The sequence below is a fragment of the Serratia nevei genome, assembly GCF_037948395.1.
Classification (GTDB): domain Bacteria; phylum Pseudomonadota; class Gammaproteobacteria; order Enterobacterales; family Enterobacteriaceae; genus Serratia; species Serratia nevei.
Genome location: NZ_CP149940.1, coordinates 5122879 through 5141822, shown reverse-complemented (window position 1 = coordinate 5141822; position 18944 = coordinate 5122879). Strand labels below are relative to the sequence as shown.

At 62.0% G+C, this 18944-nt stretch carries 11 protein-coding genes; 6 read left to right on the top strand and 5 right to left on the bottom strand.

Annotated elements, in window-relative coordinates; translation table 11 throughout:
• Positions 1-34: 34 nt before the first annotated feature.
• The gene (locus V8N38_RS24515; protein ID WP_060425392.1) at positions 35-2074 is read left to right on the top strand and encodes an AsmA family protein; all 2040 of its coding nucleotides are present in this window, start codon (positions 35-37) and stop codon (positions 2072-2074) included.
• Here V8N38_RS24515 and V8N38_RS24510 read toward each other — a convergent pair whose 3' ends face one another.
• The 3 genes from V8N38_RS24510 to yhjD form a co-directional block, all read right to left on the bottom strand.
• Positions 2075-2842, bottom strand: a complete 768-nt coding sequence (locus V8N38_RS24510; protein ID WP_147840466.1) for a CDP-diacylglycerol diphosphatase — start codon at positions 2840-2842, stop codon at positions 2075-2077.
• 101 nt (positions 2843-2943) lie between these two features.
• Complete coding sequence (locus V8N38_RS24505; RefSeq protein WP_038874673.1) at positions 2944-4266, bottom strand: MFS transporter; 1323 nt, start codon at positions 4264-4266, stop codon at positions 2944-2946.
• Between the two features lie 328 nt (positions 4267-4594).
• Positions 4595-5614: an inner membrane protein YhjD gene (yhjD, locus tag V8N38_RS24500; protein ID WP_060425396.1), complete on the bottom strand. Its 1020-nt coding sequence runs from the start codon at positions 5612-5614 to the stop codon at positions 4595-4597.
• A gap of 342 nt (positions 5615-5956) precedes the next feature.
• On the opposite strand from yhjD, the gene V8N38_RS24495 reads away from it, so the two are divergent.
• Positions 5957-6823: a crotonase/enoyl-CoA hydratase family protein gene (locus V8N38_RS24495; protein WP_038874666.1), complete on the top strand. Its 867-nt coding sequence runs from the start codon at positions 5957-5959 to the stop codon at positions 6821-6823.
• A gap of 16 nt (positions 6824-6839) precedes the next feature.
• Here V8N38_RS24495 and pdeR read toward each other — a convergent pair whose 3' ends face one another.
• Entirely contained in the window at positions 6840-8834 is a 1995-nt protein-coding gene (gene pdeR, locus V8N38_RS24490; protein WP_147840465.1) for a cyclic di-GMP phosphodiesterase, read from the bottom strand.
• A 535-nt stretch (positions 8835-9369) separates the two neighbouring features.
• On the opposite strand from pdeR, the gene spy reads away from it, so the two are divergent.
• Positions 9370-9858: an ATP-independent periplasmic protein-refolding chaperone Spy gene (spy, locus tag V8N38_RS24485; RefSeq protein ID WP_038874659.1), complete on the top strand. Its 489-nt coding sequence runs from the start codon at positions 9370-9372 to the stop codon at positions 9856-9858.
• A gap of 92 nt (positions 9859-9950) precedes the next feature.
• Here spy and V8N38_RS24480 read toward each other — a convergent pair whose 3' ends face one another.
• Positions 9951-11168 carry a Tm-1-like ATP-binding domain-containing protein gene (locus V8N38_RS24480; protein WP_102985375.1) on the bottom strand — a complete coding sequence of 406 codons (1218 nt, stop codon included), beginning with the start codon at positions 11166-11168 and terminating at the stop codon, positions 9951-9953.
• Positions 11169-11418: 250 nt separating this feature from the next.
• Between V8N38_RS24480 and V8N38_RS24475 the strand changes: the two genes are divergently transcribed.
• The 3 genes from V8N38_RS24475 (at position 11419) to V8N38_RS24465 (ending at position 18796) form a co-directional block, all read left to right on the top strand.
• Positions 11419-12072 (top strand): TetR/AcrR family transcriptional regulator, encoded by a 654-nt coding sequence (locus V8N38_RS24475; protein WP_147840464.1) that lies wholly within the window; start codon positions 11419-11421, stop codon positions 12070-12072.
• A gap of 478 nt (positions 12073-12550) precedes the next feature.
• On the top strand, positions 12551-15574 hold the full coding sequence (locus V8N38_RS24470) for an autotransporter serine protease (RefSeq protein ID WP_149506505.1): 3024 nt from the start codon (positions 12551-12553) through the stop codon (positions 15572-15574).
• Between the two features lie 117 nt (positions 15575-15691).
• Positions 15692-18796, top strand: coding sequence for an autotransporter outer membrane beta-barrel domain-containing protein (locus V8N38_RS24465; protein WP_371935050.1), 3105 nt, complete (start codon positions 15692-15694; stop codon positions 18794-18796).
• Positions 18797-18944 lie beyond the last annotated feature (148 nt).

Sequence of the window (18944 nt, the reverse complement as noted above, 5' to 3'; positions counted from 1 at the left end):
TTCGGCAGCCCGGTTTATGTGCTGAGGGAGCCCTATGACAAGAACAGGAAAGGTTTTCAGCTGGCTGGGCGGCATTGTGCTGCTGGCGATCGTCGCGCTGGCGATCTTCATCGCTACCTTCGACTGGAATCGACTCAAACCCACCATCAACGACAAAGTGTCGGCCGAACTGCGGCGGCCGTTCGCCATCCGCGGCGATCTGGGCGTCGACTGGTCGCGTAACCGGGATGAGGGCGGCTGGCGCGCCTGGGTGCCCTGGCCGCATATTCACGCCGAAGACGTGTGGCTGGGTAACCCGAAAAACATGCCCGGCGACAGCATGGTGACGCTGCAGCGCGTCGACGCCAGCATCGCGCCGCTGGCGCTGCTGAGGAAAGAACTGCTGATCCCGCGCATCTGGCTCAAGCAGCCGAATGCGTCGTTGGAACGCCTGGCCAACGGCGACAACAACTGGACGTTTGATCTGGCTGCTGGCCAGGATCCGCAGCAACCGCCTTCCGCCTGGTCGTTCACCGTTCACGACATCGTGTTCGACAAGGGACAGATCGCCTTTAAAGACGCCACCCTGAAGGCGGATTTCCGCGCCGTCATCGATCCGCTCGGTAAACCGCTGCCGTTCAGTGAAGTGACCGGCAAGCAGAGCGGCGGCAAGGCCGCTACCCCCGACTACGTTTTCGGTTGGCAGGTCAAGGGCAAATATAACGGCGAACCGCTGAGCGGCAGCGGCAAGATCGGCGGCATGCTGTCACTGCAGAGCGCCGATCTGCCGTTCCCGCTGCAGGCCGACGTGCGTTCCGGCAGCACCCGTGTTGCGGTGGCGGGCACCTTGTCCGATCCGCTGAACCTCGGCGGCCTGGACGTGCAGCTGAAATTTTCCGGCGAAAGCCTGGGTGACCTCTATGGCCTGACCGGCGTGCTGCTGCCGAACACGCCGCCGTATGCGACCGATGGCCATCTGATAGCCCGCCTGCATCAGCCGGGCGGCGCCGTGTTCGAATATCAGAAGTTCGACGGCAAAATCGGCGACAGTGACATTCACGGTGACTTGAAATACGTTGCCGGTAAGCCGCGGCCGACGCTGAGCGGCGCGGTGAGCTCCCGGCAGCTGAGGTTGGCGGATCTGGCGCCGTTGATCGGCGCGGATTCCAACGCTGCCAAAGCCGGGCGCGGCGAGAAGAGCCGCCAACCGGCGGATAAGGTGCTGCCGGTCGCGCAGTTCGATACGCAAAGCTGGCGCAAGATGGATGCGGACGTGAAGTTTGCCGCCGCGCGCATCGAACGCGGCAGCGATTTACCGCTGAGCGATTTGGCCACGCACCTGAAGCTGAACAATGGCGAGTTGCGTCTGGATCCGCTGCGCTTCGGCATGGCGGGCGGCAGCCTGAACGCCGTGGTGCGCCTCGACGGCGGCAAAAAGCCGATGCGCGGCCAGGTGGATATGCACGCGCGCAAACTCCAGCTCAAACAGCTGTTGCCGAACGTAGCGGCGATGAAGCGCAGCCTTGGGCAAATGAACGGCGATGCCAGGCTGACGGGCAGCGGAAATTCGGTGGCCGAGCTGCTGGCGACCAGCAACGGCGACCTGCGCCTGTTGATCAATAACGGGGTGATCAGCCGTAGCCTGATGGAGATCCTCGGCCTGAACGTCGGCAACTATCTGGTGGCGCAGCTGTTCGGCGACGACGTGGTGGGCATCAACTGTGCCGCGGCGGACGTCGGCATCCGCAGCGGCGTCGCCGCGCCGCGGCTGTTCGTGTTCGACACCGAGAACGCGGTGATCAACATCACCGGCAACACCAACCTCGCCACCGAACGGCTGGATTTGTCCATCGATCCGGAAAGCAAGGGGATGCGCGTGCTGACCCTGCGCTCGCCGCTGTACGTGAAAGGCACCTTCAAGCACCCCGACGCCGGGGTGAAAGCCGGGCCGCTGATCGCGCGCGGCGCGGCGGCGGTGGCGTTGGGGGCGGTGCTGACGCCGGCGGCGGCGCTGCTGGCGCTGGTCTCGCCCAGTGAAGGCGGCGAGGAAAACCAGTGCGGGCAGATCCTGCGGGAGATGAAAGGCAAAAAGTAATCAGGCACGCGGCGGCGGTGAGAGTAGCCGGCAGTCGTGATCCTGGATCTCTTCCGCCGAGGCCAGGGTGAACGGCAGCAGGCTGCGCTCGGTCGCCAGCAGCAGGAAATCGCCGTCCGGCAGCGCGGTCATCGCCAGGCCGAAGCTGCCCATGCGCCCGTCGGCGCGCGGCAGGCCGGAGGCCAACAGACGGAAGGCGCCCTGTTGCTCCAGCTCGGCAGGGGTCACCCGCCGCCCCAGATAGTCATGCCCCAACAGGCCGCCGGGCAGCGGTTGCCATTGCTCGATAAAATCGGGGCCGATCTGCGCCAGCCGCTGTTTTACCGCCGGCAACAGGCAGGAGATATGAATATGCAGCTGGTTTTGCGTGCGGCCATATTCCGAGTTGATCGCCAGTGAAATATCGCCGTCGTCGATCGGTTTGCCATAGCGTTCCGCCATCACGTGGCGCGCGCGCCAGGCCTGGGCGAAGAAATTCGGCGTGGCGGCGTCCAGCACCGCCGGGCTTTCTATCCCGGTGATTTTGGCGCTGGGCATCAGCAGGTATTGCAGCGGCCCGTTGCGATCTTTAAACACCACGAAGCCGGCCGGCACATCCACCTGCGCGCAGGGCGCCGGGTTGTCATGCGCCTGCTGATTGGGCAGACATTGCTGGCTGACGATGCGCCACAGCGCATCGGGATGGTCGGGCTTCAACCCGTAATAGAGCGCGATGGCGAGAGCCGCCAGCAGCGCAACGCAGACAAATACCCCATGACGCAGAGACATCGGCCAATCCTGTTACCGAGAGAAACGTCCAGCATAGCCCGGTTTTATGACAGGAAACGAACAACGCGTGCGGCCCCCCGCAGTGAGGGGGCCGTAGGGGATCACAGCGACTGGTGGCGGGTTTCTTTCATCAGCAGCAGGGCCAACAGCGTCAACCCAGCCATCGCCGCCAGGTACATGCCGACGTAGAACAGCCCGTAGTGGGCCGCCAGCCAGGTGGCGATATAAGGCGCCACGGACGCGCCGAGAATAGACGCGACGTTGTAGGAGAACGATGCGCCGGTATAGCGCACTTCGGTCGGGAACAGCTCCGGCAGCAGCGCGCCCATGGGGCCAAAGGTCAGCCCCATGATGCTCAGGCCGCACAGCAGGAAGCCCATCACCAGCGCCTGGTTACCGGAACCCAGCAGGGTCGGGAACAGGAACGCGAAGCCGATCATCAGCAGGGTAATGGCGATCATGGTCTTGCGGCGGCCGAACGCGTCCGCCAGCAGGCCGGCGATCGGTACCATCACGCCGAAACCGATTACCGCCACCATCAGCATCCACAGGAAGCTGTTGCGGGAGTAGCCGAGCCCCAACGGCTGCGGCGTGGTGCCGTAGGTCATCGAATACACCGTCATCAGATAAAACAGCGTGTAGGTCGCCAGCATGATGAAAGTGCCGAGGATGGTCGCTTTCAGATGCTTGCTCAGCAGCGTGCCGAGTGGCACTTTCACCTGTTTGCCGGCTTTGGCCACTTTGGCGAACACCGGCGTTTCATGCAGCGACACCCGAACGTACAGGCCAATCAGCACCAGCGCGGCGGAGAGGATGAACGGCACGCGCCAGCCCCATTCCATAAACTGCTGGTCGCTCAGCAGCCAGGAGAGCAGCAGGAAGGTGCCGTTGGCGAAGAAGAAGCCGATCGGCGCGCCCAACTGGGGGAAGGAGCCGTACAGCGCGCGCTTTTTGGCCGGCGCGTTCTCCGTCGCCAGCAGGGCGGCGCCGCCCCATTCGCCGCCCAGCCCCAGGCCCTGCCCGAAGCGCGCCAGCGCCAGCAGGATAGGGGCGAAGATGCCGATGGTTTCATAGCTCGGCAGCAGGCCGATCAGCACGGTGGAAATCCCCATGGTCAGCAGCGAGGCGACCAGCGTGACCTTGCGCCCCACGCGATCGCCGAAGTGGCCGAACAGCGCAGAGCCGATAGGGCGCGCGACAAAGGCGACGGCGAAGGTGGCCAGCGACTGCAGCGTTGCGGTGGTCGGGTCGCCCTGTGGGAAGAAGATATGTGGAAACACGATCACCGCGGCGGTGGCGTAGATGTAGAAGTCGAAGAACTCGATGGCGGTACCGACCAGCGAGGCGACGATGACTTTCCCGCGGGAGTTCACCGGTGTGGACGCGTCGTCGGCGTCGAGTGGGGGTGCGATGGTGGCTTGCATAATATTTCTTATTGTTGGAAGGGGTAAAAATCCATCTTAGTGACAGCATTCGGCCTTTTCAACGCGGGAACTTTGGGCAATGGCCCCGCTAACCGGTTAAAAAGACTAATGTTTTATCTGGCTTGTTTTCTGCAGCGTTAAACGTTGAGAAAGGGCTTTCGTGCAGAGGGAATGGCTGTAAAAGCGGCAAAGAAAAGTGAGCGAGCAGTTTGTTATGCTGGTTTTTCGGATCGCGTGCCGAGTTATTTAGACGTATTGACTGGTTTTCTGGTTGATATCCAGAGGAAAGTGCCGGTGTGTGCGATAACACCGGCACGATCGCATGGCTTCAGCGCGCCGGAGGTTCGCGTTCCGGCAACGCTTTGTCGCCTTTGTAGTCGGCGGTGGCGATCCAGGCGGCGCAAAACAGCGTCAAACGAGCGAAGAAGTAGAAGAACGCCATCAGCCCGATCACCGATCCGAAGGCCGCGCCGGAAGGCGACTTTGCCACCTGCGGCAGCGTCATGGTCATCACGAACTTGATCACCTCAAAGCCGATGGCGGCGAGCAAGGTGCCGCGCAGCAGCGCTTTTTTCTTCGGTTTGTGGCGCGGCAGCATCCAGAAAATCCACAGGAACAGCAGATAGTTGGCGAAGATCGAGATCGACAGCGCGATCAGCGTCAGCGCCGGCCGCAGCCATTCGATGCCGTCCAGCCCCAGCGCATTGACGATCGCCGCCTGCGCCGACCCGGCGACCGAAGTCAGCGACAGCGTAATGATCAGCGCGACCACCAGGCCGGTCAGCGAGATGAAGTCGCGGGTGTATTTGAAGTAGATTTTCTCCTGATCCTGCGGATTGCGCTCCCAGACATCGCGCGACTGCGCGCGGATCGCCTCGCGCAGGTTGCCCATCCAGCTGATGCCGGAATAGAGCGCCAGCGCCAGGCCGGTCAATCCCACGGTGGTGCGCTGCTGAATGGCGGTGTTGACGGTGTTCTTCAGCGTGCTGGCCAGCGTCGGATCGCTGATGCTGCCGACGATGCGGTTGATCAAGCGGGCCAGCAGATCCGGGTTGGAGGCCAGCACGAAGCCGGCGGCGGCAAACGACACCATCAGGATCGGGATCAGCGAGAGGAATGAAAAATAGGTAATAGCGGCGCCGAACTGGCTACCCAGCCGATCGTTAAAGCGTTCGGCGGCGCGCAGCAGGTGCGCCACGCTTGGCCAGGCTTTGATGCGTTCAATCAGACGTGAAAAACCACCGATGCGGCGGTCGAGGGTCTCATGGCCGGTCTTGATGGCGATAAGCGGCTTCGGCGGCGTGTCTTGTGCGGGCTGGTGGCGTTCCTGGTCTGGTCCTGTAGGCATTACTTCACGATTTCCTTAACGTTAAACGGCATGTTTCAGCGTTGATTATAGCCAAAGCCCCGCAGCGTTTTGAACGCCGGGGCGGCAAACGGTCATTTTCCGAGCTTAGCGCGTTAGCGCCCGGCATGAAATGCCGGGGAGGGGTCGATAGGTAAAATTCCTATGAAAACCCCGTGGCGCCTCGGTTTTTTTCACTTCCCTACCTCCAATTTTTATCTGTTTCGTCGGCGAGAAAGCGTTTACTCATGATGTGGCGTCGCGCTTTTGCCGCCCACCGCTCCGCTGCAGCCGTAGGGGCTGGAACGGTCTCATCCGTCATCAACAGAAAAACTGGAAGGTCTTATGAAATTGCTTAATCACCCCACCTGTCGTCCGTTTACCGAAGCGGGCAATCTGTCGCAGCTGTCCGCCTACTATGAAGAGGGGCGGCACATCATGTGGATGCTGCTGCGCGCCGCGCCGCGCCCCTGCTTCAACCAGGCGCTGATCGAAGACATCATGACGCTGGCGCAGGCGGCGAAGGAGTCTTCGCTGCGGTTCGATTTCTGGGTCACCGGCTCGCTGGTGCCGAACATGTTCAACGTCGGCGGCGATCTGCAGTTCTTCGCCGAAGCGATCAAAAACCGCAAGCGCGAGGCGATGATGGCCTACGCGCGCGCCTGCATCGACTGCGTACATGCGGCGGCGCGCGGTTTCGACACCGGCGCGGTCAGCATTGCGATGGTCGAAGGCAGCGCGCTGGGCGGCGGTTTTGAAGCGGCGCTGGCGCACCATTTCGTGCTGGCGCAGAACAACGCGCGCATGGGGTTTCCGGAGATCGCGTTCAACCTGTTTCCCGGTATGGGCGGTTACTCGCTGGTGGCGCGCAAGGCTGGCATGCGCTTGGCCGAGGAGCTGATTTGGGGCGGCGAGTCGCACACCGCAGAGTGGTTCGAGAGCCGCGGGCTGGTAGACCAGCTGTTCCAGCCCGGCGACGCCTACATGGCGACGCGCACCTTTATCGATACCATACGGCCGAAGCTCAACGGCATGCGCGCCATGCTGCGGGCGCGTCAGCGCGTGTTGCAGCTGACGCGTTCCGAGCTGATGGACATTACTGAAGACTGGGTGCACTCGGCCTTTACCATTGAGGAAAAAGACCGCGCCTACATCGAGCGGCTGGTGATGTTGCAGGATCGCCATACCCTGAACCTGCGTCGTGCCGGCTAACGTTAACGCGCCCGCCTCACGCGGAGGGTGAGTGCGGGCGGTAGGACTGCAGCCAATGCTCCAGCTGTTCCGGGAGCATTGGCCGCGCAAACAGAAAGCCCTGTTTTTCGTCCACGCCGACCTCGTCGAGGAAGTGGTTTTCGCTCTCGGTCTCCACCCCTTCGGCGATCACCCGGAACGCCAACGCCTCTGCCGCCGCAACGATCGCGCGCACCAACGATTGCGATACCGGGTTGAAATTCACCCCGCGCACGAAGCTTTTATCCAGCTTGATGGCGTCCAGCGGAATACGCGCCAGCTGCGCCAGCGACGAATAGCCGGTGCCGAAGTCGTCGAGATGCACCTGCGCGCCCAGTTCGCGCAACCGGGTGATCAGCGCGCGAGCGCGGTTCTCGTCTTCAATCAGGCTGCTTTCGGTCAACTCGAAGTCCAACAGACAAGGGGCCATGCGGTGACGGCGCAGCACCCCGAGCAGGTCGTTGACGATGCTGTCGTCGGCCAGCTGCCGGGCGGAGAGGTTGACCGCCACCCGCAGATTCAATCCCTGCTCTTGCCACTGCGCCGCCTGGCCGGCGGCGGTCTGCAATACCCATTGCCCCAGTGGGCCGATCAGGCCGGACTCCTCGGCGTAGGAGATGAACTGCAGCGGCGGGATCAGGCCGCGCTCCGGCGAATCCCAGCGCACCAGCGCTTCCACGCTGTGCACTTCACCGCTGCGCGCGTCGATTTTCGGCTGGTAATACAGCACCAGCTGATTTTGCTCCAGGCCTTTGCGCAGATTGGTGTCCAGCCACATGTATTCGGCGACGCGCTTGTTCATCTCCGGCGAGAAGACGGTATAGGTGCGTTTGCCGTGCTCCTTGGCGACGTACATGGCGGTATCGGCGCTGCGGATCAGGCTGTCGAGATCGTTGCCGTGCTCCGGGCACAGCGCGATGCCGATCGAACAGCCGGTATACACCTCAATCAGGCCGATGCGGAAAGGGGTTTTCAGCCTGTCGATGATGCGCTGCGCCAGCGTTTGCAGGCGCTCGCGATCGGTTTGCGGCGCCAGCACCAAGAATTCGTCGCCGCCGAGGCGGGCGAGCACCTGGTCCGGGCTCAGGCAGCCGAGGATCGCCAGCGCGACCTCGACCAGCAGCCGATCGCCGAACATATGGCCGTAGGCGTCGTTGACCTTCTTGAAGTTGTCGAGATCGAGGTAGACCAGGCCGAAACTCTCTTCGCTGCGCGTGGCGATGGCGTGATTGATCTTGTCCTGGATCGCGTTACGGTTCGGTAGGCCGGTGATGAGATCGGTGTTGGCCAGCACCCGCAGCCGCTCCTGCGCACGGCGTTCTTCGGTGATGTCGGTACCGGAGCAGATAAGATACACCTCGTTCTTGCCGCTGCCGCTGTGCACGAACTTATTGCGGAACAGGAACAGCCGTTCGCCCTTGACCGTTTTTACCCAGCGTTCCACCTCATAGGACGAACCGTTGCGGAAGAAGCCGGCGATGTTGCGCCGCGAAGCGGCGGCTTCTTCCGGGCTCATAAACAGCTGGAAAACGTTTTTGCCGATCACTTCATGTTCGCGCAGCCCGGTGTACTCCTCGCTCAGCCGGTTGAAGCGTTGGATGCGGCCGTGCTGATCGACGATCACGATCACCGAGTTGGCTTCGGACACCACCTGCTCGGCGAAGGAGAGGCCGTGCACCAGATCGCGCGCCACGGATTGGGTGTCGCTGAAGGCGGAAGCGGTGCCCGCCCATTCGAGATTATTGACGCGGCGCCCCACCAGATGCAGATGCAGCGGTTCTCCGGCGAGCGTAATGGTCAGTTCAAGGCTGGCTGTGACGCCGGTCAGACGGCGGATTTTCGCCGCTTCCATGGCGCTGAGCGCCACCGCGACGTGGGCTTTGCCCTTAACGGCGGACAGCTCCAGGGCATTGCTGTCAAACGCCAGCCGCCAGTGGGGGCTTTGGGTGCCGAAGTGGGCGTTAAGAAGCTCAGGGCCTTGGTCTGCGGGCATGATGATTCCTCAAAAGAGCACGGGCGGCCGGTCAGCACAGCTCCGGGGCAGCCTGTTGGCCCGAAAGTGGTCGCCGTGCGCATCTGTGCATCATATAACAGGTTTTCACAGGCGAGGCGGGTGATGGAAACTATTATATAAGCAATGATTAGTTTTGCGGTGTAAACGTCACCCGGCGGCCGGTTGTCTTAAAGTGTAGGAGAACATCGGATCCTGTGATGTTTGTACCGACCTCCCCGCTATCGGAAAACGGTTGATGCAAGGTTGCCGTGGAGGCGAGTAAATTATAGCGGTGAGGGGAAAGCGGAAAAATAACTCCACCGGGGGGATTTTTACCGGGAAATTAAAATTTCCATCAAATAAACGCCATCTTCATAGTTTTCTCATAATTGGTGAATAAATCCGAGACGGGTTTTAAAAAGTTTACACACCCTCGCATTACTTGAATTTTATCAGCCTATTATTATCTCCGACGACGAATGAGCCTGTTAACGTACAGCGCTCCTGATGAAGAAAAACTTTTAAGGAAATGATTATGCGTAAATTGACGGCTTTATTTATTGCTTCCACGCTGGCTCTGGGTTCTGCTTCTGCGGCGTTCGCTGCAGACACGACGGCACCGGCACCGGATGCGGCGCCGATGAAAATGATGCATCACAAGGGTGAAGGCAAAGGCGGCCCGTTCGCCGGGCTGAACCTGACCGAACAGCAGCGCCAGCAGATGCGCGACATCATGAAAGAGTCGCACCAGAAGCGCGGGCCGGGCATGAAAGAGGAACGCCAGGCGCTGCATAATCTGGTGGCTTCCGACAGCTTTGACGAAGCGAAGGCGAAAGCGCAAATTGACGCGATGGGCAAAGCGCAATCCGAACGCATGCTGGAACGCGCCAAAGCGGAAAATAAAATGTATAACCTGCTGACTCCTGAGCAGAAAAAACAATACAATGAGAATTATCAGAAACGCGAGCAAAAGATGATGGACCATATGAATAAAATGAAGGAGCAGATGTCCTCCGGTCAGTAATATCCGCTCGCGGTGAATAAAAAAGGGCCAGACTATTTGTCTGGCCTTTTTTATTTGGCGTTATCACCGGCAGGTTCTGCAGTGAGTGATAATCATTCCCCGCCGACAATGTGCCGGAACTGTTCGGCAACGGCCTGTGCAAAGCGCGGGTCGTTAATATGATAAGGCGTTTTTATCAGCCGGCGTTTGTCGGTGGCGTATACCGTCTCCTCCAGCGCTTGCGTAAAGGCGGCCAGCGCCGCCGGATCCCAGAACGGTTGCCCCGGCGCATCCAGAGCCGATACGCCGCCTGCCGGGATCACGAAGCGCACTTCGCCCGTACAGGCATTGATTTTTTCGCCCATCCAACGTCCGATTAACGCGCTTTCCCGCGCGCTGGTGCGCACCAGCGTCACTTGCGGATTGTGATGGTGGCGCAGGCGGTTGGCGTAGCGAGCCGGCACCGTATTCGGCGCGCCGAAGTTGATCATGTCGATCGCGCCGCAGGAGAGCACGCAAGGGATGCCGGTACGCGCGATGGCCCCGAAACGATCTGCATTGCAGGGTAGCACACCGCCAAACAGGTAATCGGCCACTTCGGTGGTGGTCAAGTCGATGGCGCCGCGCAGTTGGCGGCTATCGATCAGTTTTTCCAGCGCTCTGCCGCCGCTGCCGGTGGCGTGAAACGTCAGGCAATCCCATTGCGGCTCAAGGTCGGCAACCAGCGCCTGAATGCAGGGCGTGGTGACGCCAAACATCGTCAGGCCAATCGCGGGCTTATCGTCGGGATAGTCGACGGCGGCGAAGCGTACGGCCCCGGCTATCTGGCGCGCCGCGTTGCCGAGCACCCGTCGCGAGATGCGGTTCAGACCGGCGAGATCGGTGACCGAATACAGCATGTTGATGTCACTGGCGCCGACATAGGCGGAAACGTCACCCGCCGCCATGCTTGAGACCATTATTTTCGGCAGGCCGATCGGCAGCTGCTGCATGGCCGGCGTGATGATGGCGGTGCCACCGGAGCCCCCCAGGCCAAGCAGGGCGGCAATATCGCGGCGCGTCAGGATAAAGCGTTCGAAAGCGGTCGCCATGGCGGCGATCGCCTGGCCGCGGCTGGCGCAGAAGACCGCGCCGGCGCCTGCCGGATGGTGGCAGGCAACGTCCTCTGGGCTGATATCGGCGGGGGAATCAAACGGCAAGCTACGGGTGGAGAGATCGACGGTTCGCGTAGGTAAGTTCAGGGCAGCGATCAGCCGCCGTACGTACTCCAACTCTTGTCCTTTGGTATCTGCTGTGGTAGCAATATAGACAAAATTTGAAGTATCAATCATGGGGTTTTCCCGAGTGTTTCTAGTTTTTATTTATAAATTATGATGTTATATTTTTATTGGAACCCTGGTGCTGGCTGTTAAGTTAAAGTAATTAATGTATTTATATAATGAGACGGCCGTATCATTTTTGCAAGGGTTAGGCGATGCAAAATGGGACTTCTGTCTCATTTTTGAGCTTTTCAACGTGGCCGGCGCTTTACCGGCAACCGGCCAACAGAGGCATCGTCCCCGGTTGTGCTAGCGTGTGCAGATGCATGAGGTTTATGTGCCGATAGATACTTTTCCCGTCCCTCTCGATCCTTCTCTGACCTCCGCCCGGGCAAAAACCTACCGTTTGTTGCTGGCCAGCGCGATGGCGCTGTATGACGAAGGCGCGTTTCCTTCGATCACCGAACTGGCGGCGCATGCACAGGTATCGCGTGCGACGGCCTACCGTTACTTTCCGACCCAAAGTGCGCTGATTAGCGCCGTGGTGGCGGAAAGCCTGGGTCCAATTCTGGAATGGCGCCCGCAAGACGATGATGCTTTGAAGCGTATTCAGCAATTGCTGAGCTTCGCCTATCCTCAGATGGAGCGGCATGAGGGGGCGTTGCGCGCGGCGTTGCAGCTCTCTTTACAGCAGTGGGCGAACGCGACGCCGGGCGAAAAATTCGTGCGCGGCAACCGCAAGCGTCTGCTGGCGCTGGCGGTAGAGCCGTTGCAGGGCAAACTGCCGTCGGACTCTCTGCAGAGAGTGATTCATGCTTTCTCGCTGATTTACGGCTCGGAAGTATTTCTGGTGTTGAAAGATATCTGGGGCCTGGAGCTGGATAATATTCAGGACGTCACGCAATGGATGGCCAAAGCCATCCTTCGTCAGGCGGAAGAAGACGCGATGAACAGCAAAAAAACATCAGCAGGATAATCCAATTTTTGCCGATGGCTGAGTGAAAATCCAGCATAATTCACTGAGTGAATATTGGCAAAATTTATAATTAAAAGTGATAAAAGACGCCTGTTAATCACTTTTCAGGCGTTCTGCCTCTTTGTTATTTACTGAATTATATTCTTATTTATCATAATCATAATATTGTTTCTCTCACCTCATGCCGCGACTTCGGCGTTGGGAGATGTCATTGCCATTTCTTATCCTCCTTCGCCTGATTCACCCCTGAAACTTTCTCTCCTCCCTCCTGACTGCCGGATGACACATTAAGCGCACTTGAGATTGTTGTGCTTTATTTATTTGGTGTTACCAAACTGTTACACAAAAAATCTTATAAAACATTTGCAAACAACAACGGACGGTATCTGGGATGGAGAAGAAACTTAGAGGAGTCAAATCCGCTCGGGCGGCCTTCGGCTGGCCTGAAATCGGAGTTCATCGCGCACAATGGAGCGCGATGCTGATCTGCCTGACGGCGATCGGCGGGGCGCAGGCGGCCACCTATATAGAGAACGGCAAAGCGGGCGATCCGGCCAGCTGGCGCAGCAGTGAGTTCAACGCGGAATGGGGGCTGGGGGCGATCCACGCCGACCAGGCCTACGCCGCCGGTTATACCGGCAAAGGCATCAAACTCGGCATTTTCGATCAGCCGGTTTACGCCAAACATCCCGAATTTGCCGGTGAGAATAAGGTGATCAATTTGGTTACCGAAGGCATCCGCGAATACACCGACCCCTATATTCCGGTGAAAAAAGGCGACGCTTTCCGCTATGACGGCACGCCGAGCGTGGATTCCGATGGCACGCTCGGTTCGCACGGCACCCACGTGGGCGGCATCGCCGCCGGCAGCCGCGACGGCGGCGCCATGCACGGCGTGGCGTTCAACGCGCAGATCATCAGCGCAGAAAACGGCGATCCCGGCCCGGAGGACGGCATCATCCTCGGCAACGACGGCGCGGTGTACCAGGCCGGTTGGGATGCGCTGGTGGCCAGCGGCGCGCGCATCATCAACAACAGCTGGGGCATCGGCATTACCGATAAATTCGCCAAGGGAGGCAAAGATCCCGCTTATCCTCATTTCACGGTCGACGATGCGCAAAAGCAGTTCGATCAGATCAAGGTTATCCTGGGCACCAAGCCCGGCGGCGCCTATCAGGGCGCGATCGACGCGGCGCGCAGCGGCGTGGTCACCATCTTCGCCGCCGGTAACGATTACAACCTGAACAACCCGGACACCATGGCCGGCCTGGCGTATTTCGTGCCGGATATCGCGCCGAACTGGCTGTCGGTCGCCAGCCTGCAAGATCCCACCAATACCGGCGATTACAGCATCAGCACCTTCTCTTCCCGCTGCGGCTATACCGCCAGTTTGTGCGTCTCGGCACCGGGTACCCGGGTGTACAGCTCGGTGATTGAAGGCACCAGCGTGGAGAATCTGACGACCGGCTACGCCAAATACAGCGGTACCTCAATGGCGGCGCCGCACGTGGCCGGCAGCGTTGCGGTGCTGATGGAGCGTTTCCCGTATTTGAATGGCGCACAGGTGGCAGACGTGCTGAAAACCACCGCCACCGACATGGGCGCGCCGGGCATCGACGCGCTCTACGGCTGGGGGATGATCAACCTGGGCAAGGCCATCAACGGCCCGGGCATGTTGGTGACCGTCGAAGATATTCCTGCGGAGTTCCGCATCCCGGATCCGACTGGCGTGGCTTACGGCCCGACCCAGTTCGTGGTGGATCTGCCGGGCGTCGGTGCGGTGCTGGACAAGGGTAAACCGACCGAGCGTGTCTGCAGCAGCGATCTTTGCGGCCTGGACTTCTGGAGCAACGACATCTCCGGCCACGGCGGCCTGACCAAGCAGGGCATCGGCACGCTGGTGCTGACGGGTAACAACACCTATGCCGGCCCGACGCTGGTCAATCAGGGGCGGCTGGCAGTCAACGGCTCGGTCACCTCGGCCGTCAGCGTACAGAACGGCGGCATCGTCGGCGGCAGCGGCACGGTCGGTTCGCTGACCGCCCGCCGCGGCGGCACCGTGGCGCCGGGTAACTCGATCGGCACCCTGAACGTGGCGGGTAACGTCAGCTTCGAGCCGGGTTCGCGCTACGCGGTGGAAGTGGGGCCGAACGGCCAGAGCGATCGGATCCAGAGCAGCGGATCGGCGACGATCGGCGGCGGCGAGGTGGCGGTGACGCTGGAGAACAGCCCCAACCTGCTGACGCAAAGCGAGGTGCGCAGCCTGCTGGGCCAGCAGTACAACATTTTGAGCGCGCAGCAGGGGGTGAGCGGGCAGTTTGACGCGGTGGCGCCGAACTACCTGTTCCTCGGCACCGGGCTGAGCTACCAGCCGACCGGGGTGACGCTGAGCGTCGGGCGCAACGGCACGAGCTTCGCCAGCGTGGCGCAGACGCCGAACGAGCGGGCGGTGGCGGCAGCGGCGGATGCGCTGGCGGCGGGCAATCCGGTGTACGAGAGCCTGCTCGGCAGCGGCACGGCGGGCGAAGCGCGGCAGGCGTTCCGTCAGCTGTCGGGGCAAATCCATGCGGATATCGCGTCGGCGCTGGTGAACGACAGCCGCTACCTGCGTGAGGCGCTGAACGGGCGTCTGCGTCAGGCGGAAGGGCTGGCGAGCTCGTCGGCCATCAAGGCGGACGAGGGTGGTGCCTGGGCGCAGCTGCTGGGGGCGTGGGACCACGCGTCGGGCGACGCCAACGCCACGGGTTATCAGGCCTCGACCTACGGGGTGCTGGTGGGGCTGGACTCGGCGGCGGCGGACGACTGGCGGTTGGGGGTAGCGACCGGCTACACCCGCACCTCGCTGCACGGCGGGTACGGGTCGAAGGCGGACAGCGACAACTACCACCTGGCGGCGTACGGCGACAAGCAGTTCGGGGCGCTGGCGCTGCGCGGCGGGGCGGGCTACACCTGGCACCGCATCGATACCAAGCGGTCGGTGAACTACGGAATGCAGTCGGACCGCGACACGGCGAAGTACAGCGCGCGCACCGAGCAGCTGTTCGCGGAAGCGGGTTACAGCGTGCAGGGTGAGTGGCTGAACCTGGAGCCGTTCGTGAACCTGGCGTACGTGAACTTCGAGAACAACGGCATCGCGGAAAGCGGCGGCGCGGCGGCCTTGCGCGGGGATAAACAGCACACGGATGCGACGGTGTCGACGCTGGGTCTGCGTGCGGACACCGAATGGCAGGTGAGCGCGGGCACGACGGTGGCGCTGCGCAGCGAGCTGGGGTGGCAACACCAGTACGGCGGGCTGGAGCGAGGCACCGGGCTGCGGTTCAACGGCGGCAACGCGCCGTTCGTGGTGGACAGCGTGCCGGTCTCGCGCGACGGGATGGTGCTGAAGGCGGGGGCGGAAGTGGCGGTGAACGAGAACGCCACGCTGTCGCTGGGCTACGGCGGGCTGCTGTCGCAGCACCACCAGGACAACAGCGTCAACGCCGGCTTCACCTGGCGCTTCTAAGCAACATCGACTTAATCCTTGTAGGGAACCGTCTGCGGGCGGTTCCTTTTTCACATCCTGCTAATGAGAACCCGGCGCACCTGGGGCGTCGGCCAATAACAAGCAAAAGGTAAGGAAATGACAACAACAATGGGTTTTGATAGCAAAGGAAACGTTCGTCGCTCGCCGTGGCGGCTGAACGCGCTGGTCTGCTGCATGGCGCTGGCGGGGTATGCGCAGGCGGCACCGCACGAGGTGAACGGCCAAGCCGGCGATCCGGCCAGCTGGCGCAGCGCCGAATTCAACGCCAACTGGGGGCTGGGGGCGATCCATGCCGATGAGGCCTACGCCGCCGGTTATACCGGCAAAGGGCAGAAGGTGGGCATTTTCGATACCCCGGTCAACCGCCATCCCGAGTTCGCCGGCGACGGCAAACTGATCAACGTGGTCACCGAAGGCTATCGCGCCTACACCGATCCGCACCGGCCGGGCATTAACGCCGGCGACCGCTTTTACTTCGACGGCACCTTCCACTTCTACAGCGGCTCACAGGGCATGCTGAGCAATCACGGGGTGCACGTCGCGGGCATCAGCGCCGCCAACCGCGATGGCGTCGGCATGCACGGCGTGGCCTTCGATTCGCAGGTGATCAGCGTCGATAACGACAACGACGGCCCGGCCTACGGCGAATTTCTCGGCCTGGACGGCGCCGTCACCAATGCCGGCTGGCAGGCGATGATCAACAGCGGTGCGCGGGTGATCAACAACAGCTGGGGCGTCAGTATTCCCGACTTTCTGTCCGACGGCGGCCGCGATCCTAACGCGCTGCACTTTGAGCTGAAGGATGCGCAGGAACAATTCGATCAGGTCAAACCGCTGCTCGGCAGCCTGGCCGGCGCAGGCTATCAGGGCGCCATCGACGCGGCGCGCAAAAATATTCTGGTGCTGTTCGCCGCCGGCAACGACGGCAACTACAACCAACCGGATGTGATCAGTGGGCTGGCCTACTTCGTGCCGGACATCGCACCGAACTGGTTGTCGGTTGCCAGCGTGGCGCAGGATGCGGCATCGACCAACAGCGTGCCTTACACCATCAGCAGCTTCTCTTCCCGCTGCGGCTATACCGCCAGCTTCTGCGTCTCGTCGCCGGGCAGCAAAATCTACAGCACCGTGGCCAACGGTTCCGATCCGGCCAACCTGGTGTCGGACTACGGCAATAAAAACGGCACCTCGATGGCGACGCCGCACGTCACCGGCGCGGTGGCGGTGTTGCTGCAGCGCTTCCCGTACATGACCTCGGCGCAGATTGCCGACGTGTTGAAAACCACCGCCACCGACATGGGTGCGCCGGGCATCGATGCGCTCTATGGCTGGGGGATGATCAACCTGGGCAAGGCCATCAACGGCCCGGGTATGTTCTATACCGTCGAGGATATTCCCGCGGAGTTCCGCATCCCGGATCCGACGGGCGTGGCCTATGGCCCGACCCAGTTTGTCGCCAATATTCCGGGGAGGGGCGCCGAGGTGGATGCCGGTACGTTGCACGCCAGGAAATGTGATGACTTCCACTGTGGATGGGAAATCTACTCCAACAACATTTCCGGCCACGGCGGCCTGACCAAAGAGGGCGCGGGAATCCTGGAGCTGACCGGCACCAACACCTATGCCGGCCCGACGCTGGTCAATCAGGGGCGGCTGGCAGTCAACGGCTCGGTCACCTCGGCCGTCAGCGTGCAGAACGGCGGCATCGTCGGCGGCAGCGGCACGGTCGGTTCGCTGACCGCCCGTCAGGGCGGCACCGTGGCGCCGGGTAACTCGATCGGCACCCTGAACGTGGCGGGCAACGTCAGCTTCGAGCCGGGTTCGCGCTACGCGGTGGAAGTGGGGCCGAACGGCCAGAGCGATCGGATCCAGAGCAGCGGATCGGCGACGATCGGCGGCGGCGAGGTGGCGGTGACGCTGGAGAACAGCCCCAACCTGCTGACGCAAAGCGAGGTGCGCAGCCTGCTGGGCCAGCAGTACAACATTTTGAGCGCGCAGCAGGGGGTGAGCGGGCAGTTTGACGCGGTGGCGCCGAACTACCTGTTCCTCGGCACCGGGCTGAGCTACCAGCCGACCGGGGTGACGCTGAGCGTCGGGCGCAACGGCACGAGCTTCGCCAGCGTGGCGCAGACGCCGAACGAGCGGGCGGTGGCGGCAGCGGCGGATGCGCTGGCGGCGGGCAATCCGGTGTACGAGAGCCTGCTCGGCAGCGGCACGGCGGGCGAAGCGCGGCAGGCGTTCCGTCAGCTGTCGGGGCAAATCCATGCGGATATCGCGTCGGCGCTGGTGAACGACAGCCGCTACCTGCGTGAGGCGCTGAACGGGCGTCTGCGTCAGGCGGAAGGGCTGGCGAGCTCGTCGGCCATCAAGGCGGACGAGGGTGGTGCCTGGGCGCAGCTGCTGGGGGCGTGGGACCACGCGTCGGGCGACGCCAACGCCACGGGTTATCAGGCCTCGACCTACGGGGTGCTGGTGGGGCTGGACTCGGCGGCGGCGGACGACTGGCGGTTGGGGGTAGCGACCGGCTACACCCGCACCTCGCTGCACGGCGGGTACGGGTCGAAGGCGGACAGCGACAACTACCACCTGGCGGCGTACGGCGACAAGCAGTTCGGGGCGCTGGCGCTGCGCGGCGGGGCGGGCTACACCTGGCACCGCATCGACACCAGGCGGTCGGTGAACTACGGGATGCAGTCGGACCGCGACACGGCGAAGTACAGCGCGCGCACCGAGCAGCTGTTCGCGGAAGCGGGTTACAGCGTGCAGGGTGAGTGGCTGAACCTGGAGCCGTTCGTGAACCTGGCGTACGTGAACTTCGAGAACAACGGCATCGCGGAAAGCGGCGGCGCGGCGGCCTTGCGCGGGGATAAACAGCACACGGATGCGACGGTGTCGACGCTGGGTCTGCGTGCGGACACCGAATGGCAGGTGAGCGCGGGCACGACGGTGGCGCTGCGCAGTGAGCTGGGGTGGCAACACCAGTACGGCGGGCTGGAGCGAGGCACCGGGCTGCGGTTCAACGGCGGCAACGCGCCGTTCGTGGTGGACAGCGTGCCGGTCTCGCGCGACGGGATGGTGCTGAAGGCGGGGGCGGAAGTGGCGGTGAACGAGAATGCCACGCTGTCGCTGGGCTACGGCGGGCTGCTGTCGCAGCACCACCAGGACAACAGCGTCAACGCCGGCTTCACCTGGCGCTTCTGACCTTCAACGGCGATCTCAAGGACAACGGAGCCGGCATGCCGGCTCCGTTTTTATTTGCGGCTGCGGGGTGAGTCCGTATGATGGCGCGGCGCCAGGGGCAATAAAAAACCGGGACCCTGACGGATCCCGGCTCAAAAGTGGGTAAAAC

Coding starts and splice junctions, on each gene's coding strand:
- V8N38_RS24475 (WP_147840464.1), top strand. CDS start 11,419: ATGCATGAGGTTTATGTGCCGATAGATACTTTTCCCGTCCCTCTCGAT.
- V8N38_RS24470 (WP_149506505.1), top strand. CDS start 12,551: ATGCTGATCTGCCTGACGGCGATCGGCGGGGCGCAGGCGGCCACCTAT.
- V8N38_RS24515 (WP_060425392.1), top strand. CDS start 35: ATGACAAGAACAGGAAAGGTTTTCAGCTGGCTGGGCGGCATTGTGCTG.
- V8N38_RS24480 (WP_102985375.1), bottom strand. CDS start 11,168: ATGATTGATACTTCAAATTTTGTCTATATTGCTACCACAGCAGATACC.
- yhjD (WP_060425396.1), bottom strand. CDS start 5,614: ATGCCTACAGGACCAGACCAGGAACGCCACCAGCCCGCACAAGACACG.
- spy (WP_038874659.1), top strand. CDS start 9,370: ATGCGTAAATTGACGGCTTTATTTATTGCTTCCACGCTGGCTCTGGGT.
- V8N38_RS24495 (WP_038874666.1), top strand. CDS start 5,957: ATGAAATTGCTTAATCACCCCACCTGTCGTCCGTTTACCGAAGCGGGC.
- V8N38_RS24465 (WP_371935050.1), top strand. CDS start 15,692: ATGACAACAACAATGGGTTTTGATAGCAAAGGAAACGTTCGTCGCTCG.
- V8N38_RS24510 (WP_147840466.1), bottom strand. CDS start 2,842: ATGTCTCTGCGTCATGGGGTATTTGTCTGCGTTGCGCTGCTGGCGGCT.
- V8N38_RS24505 (WP_038874673.1), bottom strand. CDS start 4,266: ATGCAAGCCACCATCGCACCCCCACTCGACGCCGACGACGCGTCCACA.
- pdeR (WP_147840465.1), bottom strand. CDS start 8,834: ATGCCCGCAGACCAAGGCCCTGAGCTTCTTAACGCCCACTTCGGCACC.